The 19,043-nt window shown below is 57.9% G+C and carries 12 protein-coding genes and 3 pseudogenes; 9 read left to right on the top strand and 6 right to left on the bottom strand.

Going from position 1 to position 19,043, the window contains the following annotated elements:
• Together ACZ1HJ_RS08255 and ACZ1HJ_RS08250 are read right to left on the bottom strand one after the other, a co-directional pair.
• Positions 1-1,969: pseudogene (locus ACZ1HJ_RS08255) on the bottom strand (methylmalonyl-CoA mutase family protein).
• Between the two features lie 105 nt (positions 1,970-2,074).
• Complete coding sequence (locus ACZ1HJ_RS08250) at positions 2,075-2,665, bottom strand: GNAT family N-acetyltransferase (protein WP_472721818.1); 591 nt, start codon at positions 2,663-2,665, stop codon at positions 2,075-2,077.
• 66 nt (positions 2,666-2,731) lie between these two features.
• On the opposite strand from ACZ1HJ_RS08250, the gene ACZ1HJ_RS08245 reads away from it, so the two are divergent.
• Both ACZ1HJ_RS08245 and ccrA read left to right on the top strand, forming a co-directional pair.
• Positions 2,732-4,102, top strand: coding sequence for a 1-acyl-sn-glycerol-3-phosphate acyltransferase (locus ACZ1HJ_RS08245; RefSeq protein WP_472721817.1), 1,371 nt, complete (start codon positions 2,732-2,734; stop codon positions 4,100-4,102).
• A 158-nt stretch (positions 4,103-4,260) separates the two neighbouring features.
• A pseudogene (gene ccrA, locus ACZ1HJ_RS08240) lies at positions 4,261-5,548 on the top strand (crotonyl-CoA carboxylase/reductase).
• 49 nt (positions 5,549-5,597) lie between these two features.
• Here the strand turns inward: ccrA and ACZ1HJ_RS08235 are convergent.
• A complete protein-coding gene (locus tag ACZ1HJ_RS08235) occupies positions 5,598-6,497 on the bottom strand; it encodes a LysR family transcriptional regulator (protein WP_472721816.1) in 900 nt (299 codons plus the stop codon).
• Between the two features lie 118 nt (positions 6,498-6,615).
• Here ACZ1HJ_RS08235 and ACZ1HJ_RS08230 point away from each other — a divergent pair, with 118 nt between their 5' ends.
• The 7 genes from ACZ1HJ_RS08230 (at position 6,616) to ACZ1HJ_RS08200 (ending at position 14,804) form a co-directional block, all read left to right on the top strand.
• The gene (locus tag ACZ1HJ_RS08230; RefSeq protein WP_472721815.1) at positions 6,616-8,001 is read left to right on the top strand and encodes an NAD(P)/FAD-dependent oxidoreductase; all 1,386 of its coding nucleotides are present in this window, start codon (positions 6,616-6,618) and stop codon (positions 7,999-8,001) included.
• Positions 8,002-8,115: 114 nt separating this feature from the next.
• The gene (locus ACZ1HJ_RS08225) at positions 8,116-9,162 is read left to right on the top strand and encodes an ABC transporter substrate-binding protein (RefSeq protein WP_472721814.1); all 1,047 of its coding nucleotides are present in this window, start codon (positions 8,116-8,118) and stop codon (positions 9,160-9,162) included.
• Positions 9,163-9,235: 73 nt separating this feature from the next.
• Complete coding sequence (locus ACZ1HJ_RS08220; protein WP_472721813.1) at positions 9,236-10,321, top strand: ABC transporter ATP-binding protein; 1,086 nt, start codon at positions 9,236-9,238, stop codon at positions 10,319-10,321.
• Positions 10,318-11,424: an ABC transporter permease gene (locus ACZ1HJ_RS08215; RefSeq protein ID WP_472721812.1), complete on the top strand. Its 1,107-nt coding sequence runs from the start codon at positions 10,318-10,320 to the stop codon at positions 11,422-11,424. Before ACZ1HJ_RS08220 ends, ACZ1HJ_RS08215 begins: the two co-directional genes overlap by 4 nt.
• Positions 11,360-12,058, top strand: a complete 699-nt coding sequence (locus ACZ1HJ_RS08210; RefSeq protein ID WP_472721811.1) for an ABC transporter permease — start codon at positions 11,360-11,362, stop codon at positions 12,056-12,058. Before ACZ1HJ_RS08215 ends, ACZ1HJ_RS08210 begins: the two co-directional genes overlap by 65 nt.
• Positions 12,055-13,704 (top strand): GMC family oxidoreductase, encoded by a 1,650-nt coding sequence (locus ACZ1HJ_RS08205; protein WP_472721810.1) that lies wholly within the window; start codon positions 12,055-12,057, stop codon positions 13,702-13,704. The genes ACZ1HJ_RS08210 and ACZ1HJ_RS08205 overlap by 4 nt, the downstream gene beginning before the upstream one ends.
• Positions 13,704-14,804 carry a mandelate racemase/muconate lactonizing enzyme family protein gene (locus tag ACZ1HJ_RS08200; RefSeq protein WP_472721809.1) on the top strand — a complete coding sequence of 367 codons (1,101 nt, stop codon included), beginning with the start codon at positions 13,704-13,706 and terminating at the stop codon, positions 14,802-14,804. Before ACZ1HJ_RS08205 ends, ACZ1HJ_RS08200 begins: the two co-directional genes overlap by 1 nt.
• 130 nt (positions 14,805-14,934) lie before the next feature.
• On the opposite strand, the gene ACZ1HJ_RS08195 is transcribed toward ACZ1HJ_RS08200, so the two are convergent.
• The 3 genes and pseudogenes from ACZ1HJ_RS08195 to ACZ1HJ_RS08185 form a co-directional block, all read right to left on the bottom strand.
• Positions 14,935-16,623 (bottom strand): adenylate/guanylate cyclase domain-containing protein, encoded by a 1,689-nt coding sequence (locus tag ACZ1HJ_RS08195; protein WP_472721808.1) that lies wholly within the window; start codon positions 16,621-16,623, stop codon positions 14,935-14,937.
• Positions 16,624-16,769: 146 nt separating this feature from the next.
• Entirely contained in the window at positions 16,770-18,113 is a 1,344-nt protein-coding gene (locus ACZ1HJ_RS08190) for a lytic murein transglycosylase (RefSeq protein ID WP_472721807.1), read from the bottom strand.
• Between the two features lie 103 nt (positions 18,114-18,216).
• Positions 18,217-18,896: pseudogene (locus ACZ1HJ_RS08185) on the bottom strand (helix-turn-helix transcriptional regulator).
• Between the last annotated feature and the right edge of the window lie 147 nt (positions 18,897-19,043).

Genomic DNA, 19,043 nt, shown 5'->3' with positions numbered 1-19,043 from the left:
TTACTCGGCGGCAACCGCCTTGGGGTCCGCCAGCGTCACGATGTCCATCATGATGGTATTGAGCTCAAAATCCTTGGGCGTGTAGACCCGCGCAACGCCCATTTCCAGGAGGCGTTTTGCGTCTTCGTCCGGAATGATACCACCAACAATCACAGGCACATCTGTCAAGCCAGCGTCGCGCATCCGTTCCATCAGGTCCTCCACCAACGGAAGATGTGAGCCGGAAAGGATCGAAAGACCCACCACATGCGCCTTGTCTTCAAGCGCCGCATTCACGATCTCTTCAGGGGTCAGACGAATGCCCTCATACCCGATATCCATACCACAATCACGGGCACGGAAGGCGATCTGCTCGGCCCCGTTCGAATGCCCGTCCAAACCCGGTTTTCCAACAAGAAACTTCAGTCGGCGACCCAGCTTGTCACTCACCGCATCCACCGCGTCGCGGATGTCATCCAGGCCTTCGGTCTTGTTCGACGGGCTGGCGGAAACGCCGGTTGGCCCGCGATATTCACCATGGATCTGTCGCATCTGCGCGGCCCATTCGCCAGTGGTGACCCCGGCCTTGGCGGCCTTGATCGACGCGGGCATGACATTTTCGCCCTTGCTTGCGGCTTCGCGCAGCTCGGCCAAAGCGGCTTTGACAGCATCTGCATCCCGATCCGCGCGCCATTCGTTCAGGCGGGCAATTTGCTCCGCCTCGACCGCCGGATCAACAACCATGATACCGCCATCGCCTGTCATCAGCGGGCTGACCTCGCCTTCGGTCCATTTGTTGACGCCAACAACGACGGTTTCGTTTTTCTCGATCCGGTTCAGACGTTCGGCATTCAGAATCCACCAGCCGCGATTTCATGTATTCGATCGACCCGATTGCGCCACCCATGCTGCCCAGATTGGCAAGCTCGTGGCGCGCGCCGTCTTTCAGCGCCTCCACCTTGGCATCGACAGCAGGGTTGCCATCAAACAGATCGTCAAATTCCAGCAGGTCCGTTTCATATGCCAAAATCTGCTGCATCCGCATTGACCATTGCTGATCCCAGGGGCGCGGCAGACCAAGCGCCTCGTTCCACGCAGGCAATTGCACAGCGCGGGCACGCGCTTTTTTGCTGAGTGTGACGGCCAGCATTTCGATCAGGATGCGGTAGACGTTGTTTTCGGGCTGCTGCTCGGTCAATCCGAGCGAGTTCACCTGCACGCCATACCGGAAGCGGCGGTATTTCGGATTGTCGATGCCATAGCGCTCTTCCAGGATTTCGTCCCAGAGATCGACAAAAGCGCGCATCTTGCACATCTCGGTCACGAACCGAATGCCCGCGTTGACGAAGAAGGAAATGCGCCCCGCAAGTGCCGGGAAATCCTCGGCCGGAACGCGCGGCTTCAACTCATCCAGCACGGCAATCGCGGTAGAGAGCGCAAAGGACAATTCCTGTTCCGGCGTGGCACCCGCCTCTTGCAGGTGATAGGAACACACGTTCATCGGGTTCCACTTCGGCACGTTCGTGTAACAGTATTCAGCCACGTCGCCGATCATCTTCAGGCTGGGTTTGGGCGGGCAGATATAGGTTCCGCGGCTCAGGTATTCCTTGATCAGGTCATTTTGGACCGTACCTTGCAGAGCGCCGATATCCGCGCCCTGTTCCTCGGCCACGGCGATGTAGAGCGAAAGCAGCCACGGCGCCGTCGCATTGATCGTCATCGACGTATTCATCTGGTCCAGCGGGATGTCGTCAAAAAGCGTGCGCATATCGCCCAGATGGCAAACAGGAACCCCAACCTTGCCAACCTCACCGCGCGACAGGATGTGATCACTGTCATAGCCTGTCTGCGTGGGCAGATCGAAGGCCACGGAAAGGCCGGTCTGACCCTTGGCGAGGTTCGACCGATAAAGCGCATTCGAGGCCTTGGCGGTGGAGTGTCCGGCATAGGTGCGGATGAGCCAGGGGCGATCTTTCTGCGTCTGCGACATGGGCGAGCCTCGTGAATCAGGTTGCGCAACTTTGTTACGTGCAGCGATTGATACTTGGAAGATTATACCGATGTCAATTCGCTGCGTTGCGGCATTTCGAACCTTTTATCCCACGCGACATTGCATCGCCAGCGCTTCACGGAAGCCAAAAACATATCTTAAAGGGCCTGTATGTGTTTTGCTCACAGGTTCAAAGCCCTGTCGCTCGTAAAGCGCGCGGGCACGCGGGTTGCTGTCGATGACATCCAGACGGACATGCGTTAGTTGCAGCGCGCGCGCCTGATCCTTGACGGCGGCCAAAAGCGCCGTGCCCACGCCCATCCCGCGGGCTGTAGGATCAACACAGATCCCATCCATCAGCAAAATACCGGGCTGCACTTCTCGTTCCAGCGTTGACAACAGGAGCCCGCGCCACGTGCCGCCGAACCAGCCATAGGCCTGCGCCATGTCGCGCATTGTGCCGCCTGCAAGACTACCTTGTGACGTCTTATACCCCGCCAGACCCAACAAATTTCCCTTGGTATCGACAGCGGACAGGGCGTATTGCGCATCCATTACGGCCTCAAAAAAAGATAACGCGCGGGCGTCCGAGCCCATAACCTTGCCCAGTTTTCCCTTGAAGGCATCCCAATACAACGCCGCGGCAACAGGGCGTTGCATCTGCGTGAACCCCGGCTGAATGGTTATGTCGGACATGATGCCTCTGTGCTTAATTGTTCAACTGATATTTACCCTGCGCGCCAATACTGCAAGAGTCCCCCCATGACGCGTGCTGTCGAGATGCCATTATGGGCGCTGGTGTTGTTGTTGCTTTTCGCAGCCGTGACATTTGCCTCTCACTTTCTTTTTCCCTCCGTTCGGTGGTTCTTTCGCCGCCGGATGGAACGGGTTGTAACCAAGCTGAACCAACGGCTTGAACGCCCGATCGAGCCATTCAAACTGGCGCGGCGATACGACATGATTCAGCGGTTGATCTATGATCCGGATGTCACGCAAGCCGTGGCTGAACATGCAAAAGCCGAGGGCATTCCCGAAAACGTGGCTTTTGAGCAAGCCAAACGCTACGCCCGGGAAATCGTGCCCGGATTTTCAGCAACCGCATACTTTGGCTTTGCGATCCGGGCCGCCAAATGGCTCAGCCGGTCGCTGTATCGGGTCCGGTTGGGCCATTTTGATGAAGCATCGCTGAGCGCGGTCGACAAGGATGCCACCGTTGTCTTTGTCATGAACCATCGCTCGAACATGGACTATGTTTTGGTCACGTGGTTGGCGGCAGAACGCTCAGCGCTGAGCTATGCCGTGGGTGAATGGGCCCGGGTTTGGCCGCTCAGCAAACTGATCAAAGCCATGGGCGCGTATTTTATTCGGCGCAAGTCACGCAATGATCTCTATCGGCGTGTACTGGCCCGATATGTCGGGCTGGCGACCGATGGGGGTGTCACGCAAGCGATGTTCCCCGAAGGAGGGCTAAGCCTCGACGGTAAACTGGCCCTGCCAAAGCTGGGGTTGCTGAAATACATCGTTGAGGGGCGCACCAATTCTGACCGCGACGTGGTGTTTGTGCCCGTCGCCGTCAATTATGACCGGGTGTTCGAAGACCGCATTCTGGTTGCTGCCGGACAAAAAGGAGAGCGCCGTTTCCGGGCCCGTATCAGTGTGGTGTCCCTCTTTATCCTACGGCAGATCAAACTGCGCCTCACCGGAAAGTATCACCGCCATGGCTATGCTGCGGCCAGTTTTGGCGCACCGGTGTCGCTGAATACCTTTCTGTCGGAGAACCCCAAGGGCGATGTAAAGGGGCTGGCGCGTCTTTTGATGAAACGCATCGGAGAAGAAGTGCCGGTATTGCCGGTGCCATTGGTTGCACGTGCTTTGACAAACGCTGAAGAGCCGCTGACGCGCGAAACGTTGGCCGAAAAGGTGCAGGAAATGATGACGTTGCTGCCCAAGGCCCATGTCCACCTGCCCCGCGATGACGAGGACTATGCCGTCGAGGTTGGCCTGCGCAATCTGATCAAACGCAAGCTTGTGATTGAGGACGGTGATGCGTTGAAATTGGTGGAAGAAGATCGGCCCATTGTGGCCTATTATGCAGCATCCATCGAACATCTTTTTCGCAGTCGCAGCAAATAGCGGCTGATTTTTCTGCAGTCGCTCGGTTATAAAATTACAAAACTACTCTCAATGGCATTGCATTGTTGCGCGCCCGACGCTACCTATTGCCCGGAAATCGTGATTCTGCATCGCGGCGAAATGCGCTTCTTTGAACGCTCTGACACGGAGGACATAAAATGGCTTTGGACACGGAAACCGGTATCACACCATATGACGCACCGGAGAAAGATCTTTATGAAGTAGGCGAAATGCCCCCCGTCGGGTATGTGCCCAAACAGATGTACGCGTGGGCGATCCGCCGTGAGCGCCACGGCGTTCCCGAAGAGAGCTTCAAGGTCGAAGTTGTCGACACGCCGATGCCGGACAGCCATGAAGTGTTGGTTCTCGTCATGGCCGCAGGTGTGAACTACAACGGCGTCTGGGCCGGTCTGGGCGTTCCAATCAGCCCGTTTGATGGCCACGGCGAAGATTATCATATCGCAGGATCCGACGCCTCTGGCATCGTTTGGGCTGTAGGTGACAAGGTCAAGAACTGGAAAGTTGGCGACGAGGTCGTCATTCACTGTAACCAGGATGATGGTGACGACGAGGAATGCAATGGCGGCGACCCGATGTATTCGCCCAGCCAACGAGATCTGGGGTTACGAGACGCCTGACGGATCCTTCGCGCAGTTCACCAATGTGCAGGCGCAGCAATTGTTGCCGCGTCCCAAGCACCTGACCTGGGAAGAAAGCGCCTGTTACACGCTGACGCTGGCAACCGCATACCGGATGCTGTTTGGGCATCATCCCCATGAACTCAAGCCCGGCCAGAACGTATTGGTCTGGGGGGCGTCCGGTGGTTTGGGCTCCTACGCGATCCAGCTGATCAATGCGGCGGGTGGTAACGCCATCGGCGTGATCAGTGACGAAGATAAACGCCAGTTTGTGATGGATCTGGGCGCCAAGGGCGTTCTGAACCGCAAGGACTTTAACTGCTGGGGTCAGCTGCCCACGGTGAACACACCGGAATATAATGACTGGTTCAAAGAGGCGCGCAAATTCGGCAAAGCCATCTGGGACATCACCGGCAAGGGCAACAATGTCGACATCGTGTTTGAACACCCAGGTGAAGCCACATTCCCCGTCTCGAGCTTTGTCTGCAAAAAAGGCGGCATGGTGGTGATCTGCGCAGGGACATCCGGCTTCAACTGTACGTTTGACGTCCGTTACATCTGGATGCACCAGAAGCGTCTGCAGGGGTCACACTTTGCGCATCTCAAGCAAGCCGCATCGGCCAACAAACTGATGGTAGAGCGTCGTCTTGATCCCTGCATGTCTGAAGTGTTCTCATGGAGCGACATTCCGGCGGCACACACGAAGATGATGAACAACGAGCACAAGCCCGGCAACATGGCCGCGCTGGTGCAATCGCCCAAGACAGGCCTTCGCACCGTCGAGGACGTAGTAGAAGCGGGCAAGTAATATGAACGCCGCCTTGGGCCGATGTGGCACAGGGCGGCGTTTCACGCCGCTATGAACCGCTGATTTGCGCGTTCAAGGCATTTTCAATGCGCTCTTTCATCCCCGCGACACTTTTTTGCAAACCCTGATCACGCGCCACGATCATCGCCAATTCAAACGAAATTTTTGGCTCAAATGGCCGCCAGATCACGCCGTCGCCCAAATCCATCCGGCCATTCACACAATCAACAAGTGCAACACCAACGCCGCGCCGCACCATGTTTCGGGCGATGGCAAAGTAGGAACACGAAACCCGCCGCTCCACGCTGCTGTTGCGCTCAGCCATCAACCCATCCAGTTGTCGATCGATCTGGTGGTCGCCCGTGATGGCAATGACCGATTGATCCTTCAAATGCGCGGGTCGTACCACCGCATGCTCTGCCAACGGGTCTTCCTCCCGCATGGCACATACGCAAGGCAAACGAAAAATCTGCGCCTCAAGACCGGCCACCGGCACCGGCGCATCGATCAGACCGATATCGGCCTGCCGTCCGCTTACCGCCGCAGCACATTGTCGTGAACTTCGCACTTCCAGATCGACACGAATGCCGGGGTTTTCCTGTTGATATTCGGCAATCACACGTGGCAATAAATTGATCGCCGCCGCACCATTGCTCACAATCGTTATGCTGCCAACCTTGCTGTCCCGAATGTCCGCGGCCAGCCGCTCTACCCGCGAAATCGCAGCCAGCCCCTGTACCGCCTCATCGTAGAAAGCTTGCGCATCCCGGGTCGGCGCGAAGAACCCCTTGGACCGTTCAAAAAGGCGAAATCCGACGCGCTTTTCCAAATCTGACAGCGCAACGCTGACAGCGGGTTGGGTGACGTTCAAACGCTCCGCAGCACCAGAAACCGATCCAGCTTTCATCAATGCGTCGAGCACCTGCAAATGGCGGTGTTTCAAGGACATCAGTGTGCAGACCTCATGCTTCGCATAAAAAATGCTTATAAATACATCATATCAATTCAATTGACTTTATCTAGCGTTCAACAAAACCATGAACTCTGGATAACACCCGGGGGGTCTGGTGGGCGGAAACAACAAAGCAACAGGATTGAATGGGGCGGTACAGGCTGCCTCGCCTTTTGCTGCGGATTTCAAAGAAAGCTCTTATTGGCTTGATGCCACAGCGCCCGCACCCGATGTCAGCGGATCCACCTTACCGGACCGCGCCGACGTGGTTGTCATTGGGTCGGGCTATACTGGTTTGAACGCGGCGTTGCAGACCGCGCGGAGTGGACGCCACACCCTTGTACTCGAAGCGGGTGCGCCCGGAATGGGCTGTAGTACGCGTAATGGCGGGCATATCAGCACCAGCATCAAACCGGGCTTGGCCGCGCTAACCCGCCAATACGGGGCGGACCGCGCGCGCGCCATTCGCGGGGAAGGTGCAGATGCGCTGGAATGGATCGAAAGCTTCACCGCGTCCGAAAATATCGAATGCGACTTTCGCCGCAGCGGGCGGTTTCACGGGGCGCATTCACCCTCAAGCTTTGACCAGATCGCGCGCGATGTAGAAGCGCTCAAGCGAGACGAAGGCGTTGAAGCGCATGTCATTCCCCGCGCTGAGCAACACAGTGAGATCGGAAGCACATTTTATCACGGCGGCGTTCTTTATCCACGTATCGCCACGTTGCACCCTGCCCGGTATCACCATGGGTTAATGGCGCGCCTCATCGCCGCCGGGGCATCGATTATCGGGTATTGCCCCGCCACGTCGATTGCCAAAGAAGGCTCAGAATTTGTCGTTGGCACACCGCAAGGCAATATCCGCGCACGCGACGTGGTGGTCGCAACCAACGGATATACCACCGAGCTGACCCCTTGGCTCAAACGCCGGGTCATCCCGATTGGCAGCTATGTCATTGCCACAGAAGCCTTGCCCAAAGACCTGATCCAGGCGGCGTTTCCGACACAGCGCCTGATCACCGATACCCGCAAGGTGGTTTATTATTACGGCCCATCGCCGGATGGGACGCGGGTGATTTTCGGCGGACGCGTGTCGACCGGCGAAACGGACCCCAAAGTCAGCGGTCCACGTCTGCAATCCGATATGATCGAGATTTTCCCACAGTTGGCCCACGCACGTATTTCCCATTCCTGGATGGGGTTTGTCGCCTATACCTTTGACGAAATGCCCCATTGCGGTGTGCATGAGGGCATCCACTATTCGATGGGCTATTGCGGTGCCGGTGTGTCGGTGGCCAGTTATCTGGGCATGCGCACGGGGCAACGTGTTTTGGGTTTACCTGAGGCCAAAACCGCATTTGACGATCTGCCGTTCCCGACACGTCCACTTTACAGCGGCAAGCCGTGGTTTTTGCCGGCAGCCGTCGCTTGGTACCGGTGGCGGGACAGGGCCGAGGTGCGCCAAGCGGCCCGCCAATCTCACCAAAATCCGCAAGCCCCATAGGCCAAGCGGTGAAAGACACCGTCGCAGGGCATGCCCATCCGCAACGGCACAAAAACAAGGGCATTTCAGCCGGGTCGCATATCGCACCGGACACTAAACAGAGAGGAGAATATTATGACCTTCAAATTCTACGCGAGCGTTGCAATGGCGGTGGCCCTGACGGGCACCACCGCGCTTGCCGCCGACAAGACCGTGACCATCGCAAGCTGGGGTGGTTCCTACCAAGAAGCGCAAAGCAAGGCGCTGTTTGAGCCGGCATCTGCGGACACGGGCATTGAAGTGAAGCAGGAAACCTATGGCGGTATGTCGGATGTGCGCCTGCAGGTGCAATCGGGTGCTGTGACGCTGGATATCGTAGCCTCAGGCTCGGGATCAGCAGCACGTGCGGCCGCTGAAGGCTTGCTGGAAAAGCTGGATTACAGCGTGATTGATGTGACGACCTTCTATGATGGTCTCTACACGGATTATTGCGTGGGCGGTGATGTGTTTTCGACCGTTTATGCCTGGAATACAGATACATACGGCGAAGGCGGGCCGCAAAGCTGGGCAGATTTCTGGGACGTTGAAAAGTTCCCCGGCACGCGCGCCTATCGCGGCAAGGTTGCCGGTGCGCTTGAGCCAGCATTGCTGGCCGATGGCGTAGCACCTGAGGATGTTTACGACGTGCTGGGCTCCGAAGAGGGGATCGAGCGCGCTTTGAACAAAATCCGTGAACTCAAGCCCAACATCGCTGTCTTCTGGACCTCGGGCGCGCAGCATGCGCAGCTGATGAAGGACGGCGAAGTGGACATGACCACCGGCTGGAATGGCCGTTTTGACAACGCCAAGAAGGACGGCGCCAATGTAGCCTACAGCTTCAATCAGGCGTTGCTGGACTATGACTGTTTTGCCATTCCAAAGGGTGCGCCCAACAAAGATGTGGCCATGGAATTCCTGAACGTCATTTCACAGGCCAAATATCAGGCGAACCTGCCCAATCACATTACTTACGGCCCCACCAACAAGGCGGCTTATGATGTCGCTGAAGTGGATGATGCGATCCTGAAAGCCTTGCCATCGCATCCGGACAATGCCGGATTGCAAGTACCTGTCAGCCTGGAGTGGTATGCCGAGTGGGAAACTATCGCGGCAGAGATGTACGAGGAAATGCTGACGGAATAATCAGCACCTGTGTAAAACCAATAGGGGTGGCGCATCCGGGCCACCCCAAATCCAAACTGGAATTCTGACCGACATGCAAAACGACGCTCTGCCAATCACTGTTCGCGATGTGACCAAGACCTATGGCGATGTTCATGCGCTGGATGCGGTGGATCTCAACGTCCAGAGCGGTGAATTCCTGACGCTTCTCGGGCCATCCGGTTCGGGCAAGACGACGCTTCTGATGGTACTGGCGGGGTTTACCCGGCCGGATCACGGCAGTCTGAAATTTGGCGATACGGAAATGATCCGGACGCCCCCGCACAAGCGCGACATTGGCATGGTTTTTCAGAACTACGCGCTTTTCCCGCATATGGGCGTGGCCGAAAACGTGGCCTACCCGCTCAAAATTCGCGGCGTGTCCAAGGCCGAGACCACACTGCGCGTGGAACAGGCGCTTGAGACGGTGCAGCTTGGCGGATATGGCGACCGACGCATCGGGCAACTCTCCGGCGGCCAGCGGCAGCGCGTGGCACTGGCCCGCGCCATCGTGTTTGAGCCGCGCATCCTGTTAATGGATGAGCCTCTTTCCGCCCTCGACAAGAAGCTGCGGGATCAGATGCAGATCGAGCTGCGGCACCTGCATGACAAGCTTGGCATGACCACGGTTTACGTGACGCATGACCAGCGCGAGGCGCTGACCATGTCAGACAGGATTGCGGTGATCAACCATGGCCGCCTGATGCAGCTTGGCACGCCTGTGGAAATCTATGACCGACCCGCCAACCGCTTTGTGGCTGATTTCATTGGCGATTCCGCATTCTTGCCTGCTGCGCGCAAAGGTTCGGATATTCTCTGCGGCGGGCGTCCGTTGAGCACCGAAACCGCACCGTCTGATACCGATGACCTCCTGGTGATCCTGCGCCCCGAACGTCTGCAACTGGTCGACGCGCAGGGCGATGCCAGTATCAATCGGTTCGACGCGACGGTGCAGGATGTGGTCTATCAGGGAGACAGTTTCCTGCTTTATGCCACGCTCAAGGATGGTGAAACGCTGGCCCTGCGCGACGTGGTTCGGCGCGGCACGTTTGAGGCTCTGCCCAAGGCGGGCGATGCCATTACGCTTGGTCTGCACGCCCGTGACACGGTGTTGATCCCCGCGGGCGGAGACGTGGCATGACACAAATCGCCATTGATGCGCCGGATCACGAAACGCGACGCGCAAACAATGCCGAAGGGCTGCGCCGCGACGCGTTTCGCGAAAAAATGGCCCTGTTCGGGCTGTGCTCGCCAGCGGTTTTCATCGTTCTGGTCATTCTTGTCATCCCCGTCGGGTGGTTGTTCTATCTCTCCTTCATCGGGGCGGATGGCAGCTTTTCCTTGGAAAACTACGAACGGATGATCGAGCGCAAGTCTTACGCGCGCATTTTCCAGACGACGTTTATCATCAGTATTCTGACCACCGGAATCTGCGTTTTGATCGGCTACCCGTTTGCGTATTTCCTGTCACAACTGCCCAACAAATGGGCCAATATTGCTCTGATCACCGTGCTCTTACCCTTCTGGACGTCGCTCCTGGTGCGGACCTACGCGTGGCTGGTGCTTTTACAAAAGCGCGGATTGATCAACGAATGGGCCATCGGCATGGGGCTTTGGGATGAGCCGATAAAGTTTGTGCACAACATGACCGGCACGTTGATCGGCATGGTCCATATCATGTTGCCCTTCCTCGTTTTGCCCGCCTACAATTCGATGAAAGCGATTGACCGCGACTACCTCAAGGCCGCCGCCAACATGGGGGCGAGCCCGGTGCGCGCCTTCTGGACCGTGTTTTTTCCGCTTTCAGTGCCCGGATTGTTTGCAGGCGCGTTGATCGTCTTTGTCCTCTGCCTCGGCTTCTTTGTGACGCCGGCGGTTCTGGGCGGCGGCCGCGTGATCATGGTGTCGATGAAGATCGCGTCCAATATCGAAATGTTCGTCAATTGGGGCGCGGCCAGCGCATTGGGTGTTGTCCTTCTGGTCCTGACAATGATCATCCTCTGGATCGCCTCGCGCTTCATGAAACTGGAGAACATGGCGGGGGAAGTCACTGATGATCGGTTGGCTCCGCCGTCCCGCGTCCGAGACGCAGATCACCCATGGCAGCCGCCTCTGGCTCTATGCCTTTTCCGTGCTGATGATGATCTGGCTGGTGGCCCCCACGCTGGTGGTCATGCCGATGTCCTTCTCGGATTCGCAGTATCTCGAATTCCCGCCGGAAAACTGGTCCACCCGCTGGTATGACCACTATTTCGGGTCCGAGATGTGGATGTCAGCCACGGCCACATCGCTGACAGCCGCGTTTTTGACCATGCTGGTGGCCACACCCATCGGCGTTTTGGCCGCGTATGGCCTGCATGCCTCGCAGATGCGGTTTGGCAAATACATCTTTGCCCTGTTGATCACGCCGATGATGGTGCCGGTAATCCTGATCGCGATCGGCGCGTTTTATGTCTACGTCAAGCTCAACATTCTCTACACGCTGTTGGGGTTGGTTCTGGCCCATTCGATGCTGGCGCTACCACTGGTGCTGATTGTCACGGCATCGGGCCTCAAGAGCTATGACATGAACCAGGAAATGGCAGCTCGCAGCATGGGCGCCTCGCGTGCGCGCGCGTTCTTGACTGTCACCCTGCCGCAAATCCGGTTCTCGGTGATCACCGCCGCGTTGCTTTCGTTCCTGACCTCCTTTGATGAGGTCGTCGTGGCCATGTTCATCTCGGGCGGCGACAATACCACTCTGACGCGCTCGATGTTCAACGCGCTCCGCGATCAGATCGATCCGACAATCGCGTCGATCTCAACCATCATGATCTTGATTACGTCGGCTCTTATGGTACTGGCGCAGCTGTTTGGTAAGGACAAGAAACAGCAATGAACGCACCCGCCGGCGACGCGCGCCAGTTTGACTATATCATCGTCGGTGCCGGTTCGGCCGGGGCGGTGCTGGCCAACAGGCTCAGTGCCAATCCGCGTCATTCGGTCCTTTTGATTGAGGCCGGCGGACATGATCGCCACCCCTGGATCCGCATGCCCATCGGTTATGGCAAAGCCTATTATGACGCGCGGTTCAACTGGAAGTTCAAAACGCAGCCTGTTCCGGGTCTGGGTGGGCGCCAAAGCTATTGGCCACGTGGTAAGGTCATTGGCGGCTCGTCGTCGATCAACGCTATGGTCTATGTGCGCGGCCACCGCCAAGATTATGACGACTGGGCGCAGGTGGCACCGGGTTGGGCCTGGTCAGATGTTGAGCCCGTGTTTCGCCGGATGGAGGATTGGTCCGGCGGGGCGGATGAACATCGCGGATCAGGCGGGCCGCTATCGGTGCAAAAGATCGATGATGCGGTTCATCCGCTATGCCAAAACTATCTGAAAGCCGCGCAGGAAATCGGCATTCCCACCAACCCGGATTACAACGGCGCGTCCATGGAGGGCGCCATGATCTACCAGATCACCACCCGCAAAGGCATGCGCGCCTCAACCGCTGAATGCTATCTGCGTCCGGCGATGAAGCGCCCAAACCTGACCGTTGCGCTTGGCGCACATGTCACGACGCTTACGCTGGAAGGGCGACGGGTGACGGGCCTGCACTATCGCCAAAACGGGCGCGAACTGACGGTGTTGGCGGGACGGGAGGTGATCCTTGCCGCCGGGGCCATCAGCAGCCCGATGATCTTGCAACGCTCGGGCATTGGCGCCGCGGCGTTCCTGAAAGACAAGGGGATCGACGTGGCGCTCGACGCCCCGCATGTGGGTCAGAACCTTCAGGATCATCTGGGGCTCGATAACCTTTACCGCGCCACGGTGCCGACGCTTAACCAGGTGCTGCGCCCTTGGCTGGGCCGGGTGCGCGTGGGAATGGAATACCTGATCAAACGGACCGGACCACTGAGCCTGAGCGTCAACCAAGGCGGCGGGTTTGTCCGCACCCATGACGGTGACGGCGGGCCCGATCTGCAGCTCTACTTTTCACCGCTCAGCTACACCCGTGCGCCGGTGGGCACCCGCCCGCTGATGACGCCGGACCCGTTTCCCGGCTTCCTGCTGGGGTTCAACCAGTGCCGCCCTTCTAGCCGGGGCCACTTGGGGATCAGTTCCGCCGATCCTTTTGCGGAACCCGACATACACCCGAATTACCTTGCTAACGAAGATGACAGGCAGGCCGCTGTTGATGGGTTGAAATTGATGCGGCGGCTGGCAAGCGCCCCGGCATTGGCCAGTGTGATAGATACCGAAATCATGCCAGGCGCGACGGTGACCAGTGATGCAGACCTTGGCGCTTATGCCCGTGACAACGCCTGGACGGTGTTTCACCCGTGTGGCACCTGCCGGATGGGCAATGACCCGTCGCAGGCCGTGGTTGATGGCCGCCTCAGGGTCCATGGGCTCACTGGTCTGCGTGTGGCCGATGCATCAGTGTTCCCAACCATCACCACGGGCAACACAAACGCACCCGCCATCATGGTGGGCGAAAAGGCCAGCGATATGATACTCGAAGACAACACCCAAGGGAGTGCCGCCTGATGACGCCGATCCGCATTGAAACCTTCACAAACGAATTCGTGGGCTTTGTCCGGATCACCGACCGCGACGGCAACCAAGGCTGGGGTCAGGTCTCGACCTATCATTCGGACATCACCTGTAAGGTGCTGCACCGTCAGGTGGCGCCCTATGTGTTGGGGCAGGATACCAGCGATCTGGATGACCTTCTGGATCTGGTGGCAGAACGCGAACATAAATTCCCGGGCTCCTATCTGCGGCGGGCAATGGCTGGATTTGATACCGCGCTGTGGGATTTGCGCGGCAAGGTGGCGGGTAAGCCGGTGGCCGAGTTGCTGGGCGGCAGCGCCGGGCACATCCGCGCCTATGCGAGTTCCATGAAGCGCGACATCACGCCCGCGGATGAGGCCGCGCGGATGCAAAGGCTGGCGGGTGAAAAGGGATTTACCGCCTTCAAGGTCCGCGCCGGGGCTGAAGTAGGGCGGGGTCAGGATGAATGGCCGGGCCGCACCGAAGAGATTATCCCGACAATGCGCAAGGCCCTGCCGGATGCCGATCTGCTGATTGACGCCAATTCCTGTTACGCACCTGCGCGCGCCATCGAGGTGGGTCATATGCTGCAGGATCACGGGTTTTGCCATTACGAAGAGCCCTGCCCTTATTGGGAGCTGGAGCAGACCAAAGAGGTTACCGACGCGCTGGAAATTGACGTGACTGGCGGGGAGCAGGATTGCGACCTGCCCACATGGCGGCGGATGATCGACATGCGCGCGGTTAACATTGTGCAGCCGGACATCCTCTATCTGGGCGGCATTGCCCGAACGTTGAGGGTCTGCAAAATGGCACACGCAGCCGGGCTTCCGGTCACGCCGCATTGCGCCAACCTGTCGCTCGTCACGCTCTTCACCATGCACCTGCTGCGCGCGATCCCCGGCGCGGGCAAATACCTGGAGTTTTCCATCGAAGGTGAAGACTACTACCCGTGGCAAGAAGGGCTCTACGTGACCGACCCCTACGGCATCACGGACGGACATGCGACAGTCACGGATCAGCCCGGATGGGGCATTGAGATCAACCCCGAATGGCTGGCGCGATCGCAATATCAATGCTCGGAACTGGCCTAACCTAAGCCCGCTCTGCGGACATAGCGCCATTTCGCAAATGAGAGCCAAACCCAACCCCTGTTAGAAAACCGGTCTTGGTCATTGCACGTCTCAGAACATGGAACCGGTGGCGGAGCAACGCGGATACAAGTCAGGCCGACACGCCGACGTCTGACAGTTGCTCAATTTCCTTTTGCCAGACGGGCCAGATTCGGCTGTTCCCAAAAATGTCCTGGATGATGGTCCGTGAAAGTGCCGGGAACAGTACATGCGCGGCAGACACATGCTGTTGCGCGCGCGGCTTTTGACCCCGCCGCAGTTCGGCTAACGCAAGAAACAGACTTGGCCACCAATTCGCGCCAATCGCACCGGCAGATCTTTCCAAGGTGGAAACTGCGGGCCGCATGTCAGCTTCATCGTGCAAGAGTTGACCCACGCCCAAAAAGAAAAGGTGTCCGGATCGGAATTTGGACGATTCCGATAGGTCCAGCGTGCGTTCAGCAGCCGCGATGAGGTTTAGGGCGTCAGGGTCGTGCGTCTCGGCCCAATCGGAGGATGCAAATGTATAGGCAATGGATCGACCATGCGGAGCACCCCAGGCATTCGGATTCAACCGTTCGACTTGTGCTGCCGCTTCCATCGCAGCCTCCGTTTTGCCCAACATGCCATACACGCTTGCCAACATCACATTGCCGCCCGGCATTTTTGGATCAATTCGAACAACCTCCATTGCGGTCTGCAAAGCCACCTCGAGCGTCGCGTGTACAGGCCACGCCCCACTCATCGCCTTGCGATAGCCGACAAAAGACTTCTGAATATGGGCTGAGGGATTCCGAGGTTCGAGCGCGACAGCCCTTGTGAGCATGGCATCCGCTTCTTCAAAGGCGTCAAGCTGACCTGATGACATGAGATCATTGGCCCGGGCACTGAGTTCGGCCGCGTTCAGTTGTTCTGGCGGACGCATCGCGGCGCGTAGTTTTTCATATGCGTCAATCTCCGCGCTTACCCGCAAAGCGATGGCCACACCAAGCTCATCCAGAAGCTCGAAACCGTCCGTGGCGATCCGGTCAAATCGCTCGTTCCAAAGCCGCCGCCCATCATCTTTTGTCGAAAGGGCAGCCGTGACCCGTAGCCGGTCACCTGACCGACGAAGGGTGCCGTCCAAAATGTAGGTCGGAGCTGCACCATCACCGTCAATTCTGAGGACGTCCAGCCAGCGGTACTTTTCAAGCTCCATAGCGATGGCGTCGGGGATCTCTGAGCCGAAGTCACCGGATGCCGAGGGACCGTTAAAGTCGTTTAAGAGTACAGAAACTGGTTCAGTTGCATTCGAGGTCGGGGGAATGCCTCCATACGCCCAAACCTTGACCGGATCCGTGATATTTTTCAGCGATCGCGCTCCGGCATCCTCAAACGATATTTTCAGAGCATCCGGCAAGTCGGCAAACACGATGTCGGATATTGCGATGCCGCCGGGCTGTGCGAGGGCCTCCAATCGCGATGCGACATTTACCCCACTTCCAAAAACATCCTCATCCAAAAAACTGACCGCGCCGTCGTGAATACCGATGCGCAATGTTGGGGCACCATCAGAGGTCAACTGTTCTTGGATTTTGAGGGCCGATACGCATGCGTCTGCGCCAGCGTCGAACGCGGCCAACCACCCATCTCCGAGCCTTTTGATCACCTTGCCGCCTTCCGCCACAATGCAAGGCTCAATGGTTTTATCGCGGGCTGATCTAAGGGCCTCTAGCGCCTTTTCATGATCCTCGTTCATCATCCGCGAATATCCGACGACATCCGCAGCAAGAATGACCGATTTACGCGCTGAAGAGCTCAATTGACACCTTTCCGATTTTCTGCCGCAAGACCGCTGGTGTCTGCCGATGGTGCGACCTTAGCATGTCAAAGAATGCTGACATATGCGCAACGTGCAGCATGGGTGAGTCTGGGCTCAATCAGACCTCATTTAAAGTTCAATCACATCTAACGGGTCTTGAGCAGTTGCAAAACTTCTTTTGAGGCATAACCGTCCGGTTTGGCACCCACCGATTGCTGGAAATGACGAATGGCTTTGGCGCTGTTGGGGCCGATGATGCCGTCGATTTTCTCAAGCTTGTAGCCACGGCGTTTCAGGAGGCGTTGCACTTCCATGCGTTCCTCGAACGTCACCGGCGTGTACCCGCGCGGCCAGCTGGCCTGTATCGCGGGGCCGCCGCCAATCCGGTCTGACAGGTGCCCCACGCCAATCGCGTAGGCATCGGCGTTGTTATAGCGCTTGATCACGTCGAAATTGGCAAAGACCATGAAGGATGCGCCATTGGGGCCCGCCGGTTGCAGGATGCGCGCCGCGCCATAGTCGCGCACGGATTGGCCATCGGTCCCGACAATGCCGCGCGACGCCCAGTCCGATGGCATGCGTTTGGCTGTGCCTGGGTTCTTGCCGCGCGGCACGCGCACTTCGACGCCCCAGGGCATCCCTTTGCGCCAGCCGAACCGCTTTAGATACGCGGCTGTCGAGGCCAAGGCATCGGTTGGATCGTCCGACCAGATATCACGCTTGCCATCGCCGGTGAAATCCACCGCATAGGCCAGATAGGATGTGGGAATAAACTGTGTATGCCCCATCGCCCCGGCCCAGGACCCGGTCATATTGCGTGGCGCGACATCGCCCGATTGGATGATCTTGAGCGCGGCAATCAGTTGTTTTTCAAAAAACGCACCGCGCCGCCCGTCATAGGACAACGTTGCCAGCGCACCGATCAAGGGCGTGTCGCCCTTGCGCGTTCCATAATAGCTCTCAAGCCCCCAGACCGCCGTCACAACCTCTTTTTCAACGCCGTATCTCTGCTCAATCCGGTTCAATGCGTTTCGGTGTTTGCGTAACGCCTTCTTGCCGCCATCCACCCGCGGAGGAGACGCCGCACTGTCCAGATAATCCCATATCTGGCGCTTGAATTCCGCCTGATTGCGGTCTTTCTTGATCACATCCGGGTTGTACTGCACACCTTTGAAGGCTCGGTCGAAGGTCTGACCCGATATCCCGGCATTCAAGGCACGCCCGCGAAATCCCCTGATCCAGCGATCAAAATCGGGGTTTGATGTCGCGACTTTGATGATTTCAGGCGTGGGCGTGGTCGACTGCACTGACGGGCGTGCTAAAGGCCGCAACGTGCGCAAAGGTGCGTCGATGCTGACAATCACCGCATCCGTTGTCGGGGTGCCAGGCCGGACTTGCGGCCTCAATGACGTTTCCACCGGTGCTGCTGCCAGCGCCGATATGCCTATAGATGTGCCTGCCATCGCGGCCCACAAAATACTGATGCGCATTGCTCGGCCCTTTTTGTTTTCTTTTTCCCAAGCATAATCGGAAAACGGTCAAATCTAAAGGACACAAAATCGTGCGGTGCGGTGTTCTGCCGATTAAGGTGGCTTATGCACACATCTGCGCCAGACACTCACGCAGCATTGGAACACGCCGCGGCCGGAAGGACGTATCGGTGATATCCAGATTTCGCATACGGTCCAGCCGGAAAGCTCTGAAATCTCGCCGCAGATGACAAAAGGCCAGCAAACAATGCGATGCCTGCATATAGACGATCGACAAGGGATCCACACTGCGCGTCGTCTGCCGAGCCTCCACATCGGAATAGTCAAACTTGATCGTGCGCTCATCCCACGTGGCCTGGCGCAATTGCGTTACGTCAATCCCCGGCTCTGGCAATGGGGCGAACCGGCGTGCCGTCAGGACCGCATGTTCCAACCGGTGTGCCTGACTGGCAGGCAGCCGTGCACGCAGTTTCGACATCGCGGATGCCGCTGCCTTTGCAAGAGCGGGATCACCGACCTCACCGACTTCCCGCAAGCCAAGAACAAGCGCTTCCAACTCTTCATCTGCAAAACTGAGAGGGGGAGGGCCGCATCCTCGATCAGCGTGTACCCAAAACCTGCCGCCCCGTCGATCACCGCCCCTAACCCACGCAAAGCATCGATATCGCGGTAAATCGTGCGCGGCGTGACCCCAAGGGTGTGGGCCAGATCAGATGCTGTCGCTGGCGGTGCCGCGTTGCGCAGGGCCTGCATCAATTGAAAAAGACGATGAGTGCGTGTCATGATGGCAGTATCTTCGCACATGCTGACAGTTATTGTCATCTGCGAGGCGTAACGTTCCCGTAAAATCGCATTTCGAGATAACGCATGAAAATTTCGCCCCCGCCCTCAGACGTGAGCCGTGTCATCAGCCTTTATACACCCCCCGTT

Source organism: Roseovarius sp. JB2-10 (genome assembly GCF_055693585.1).
Note: the sequence above shows the minus strand (reverse complement) of the source record. Positions and strands in the feature narration are given on the sequence as shown.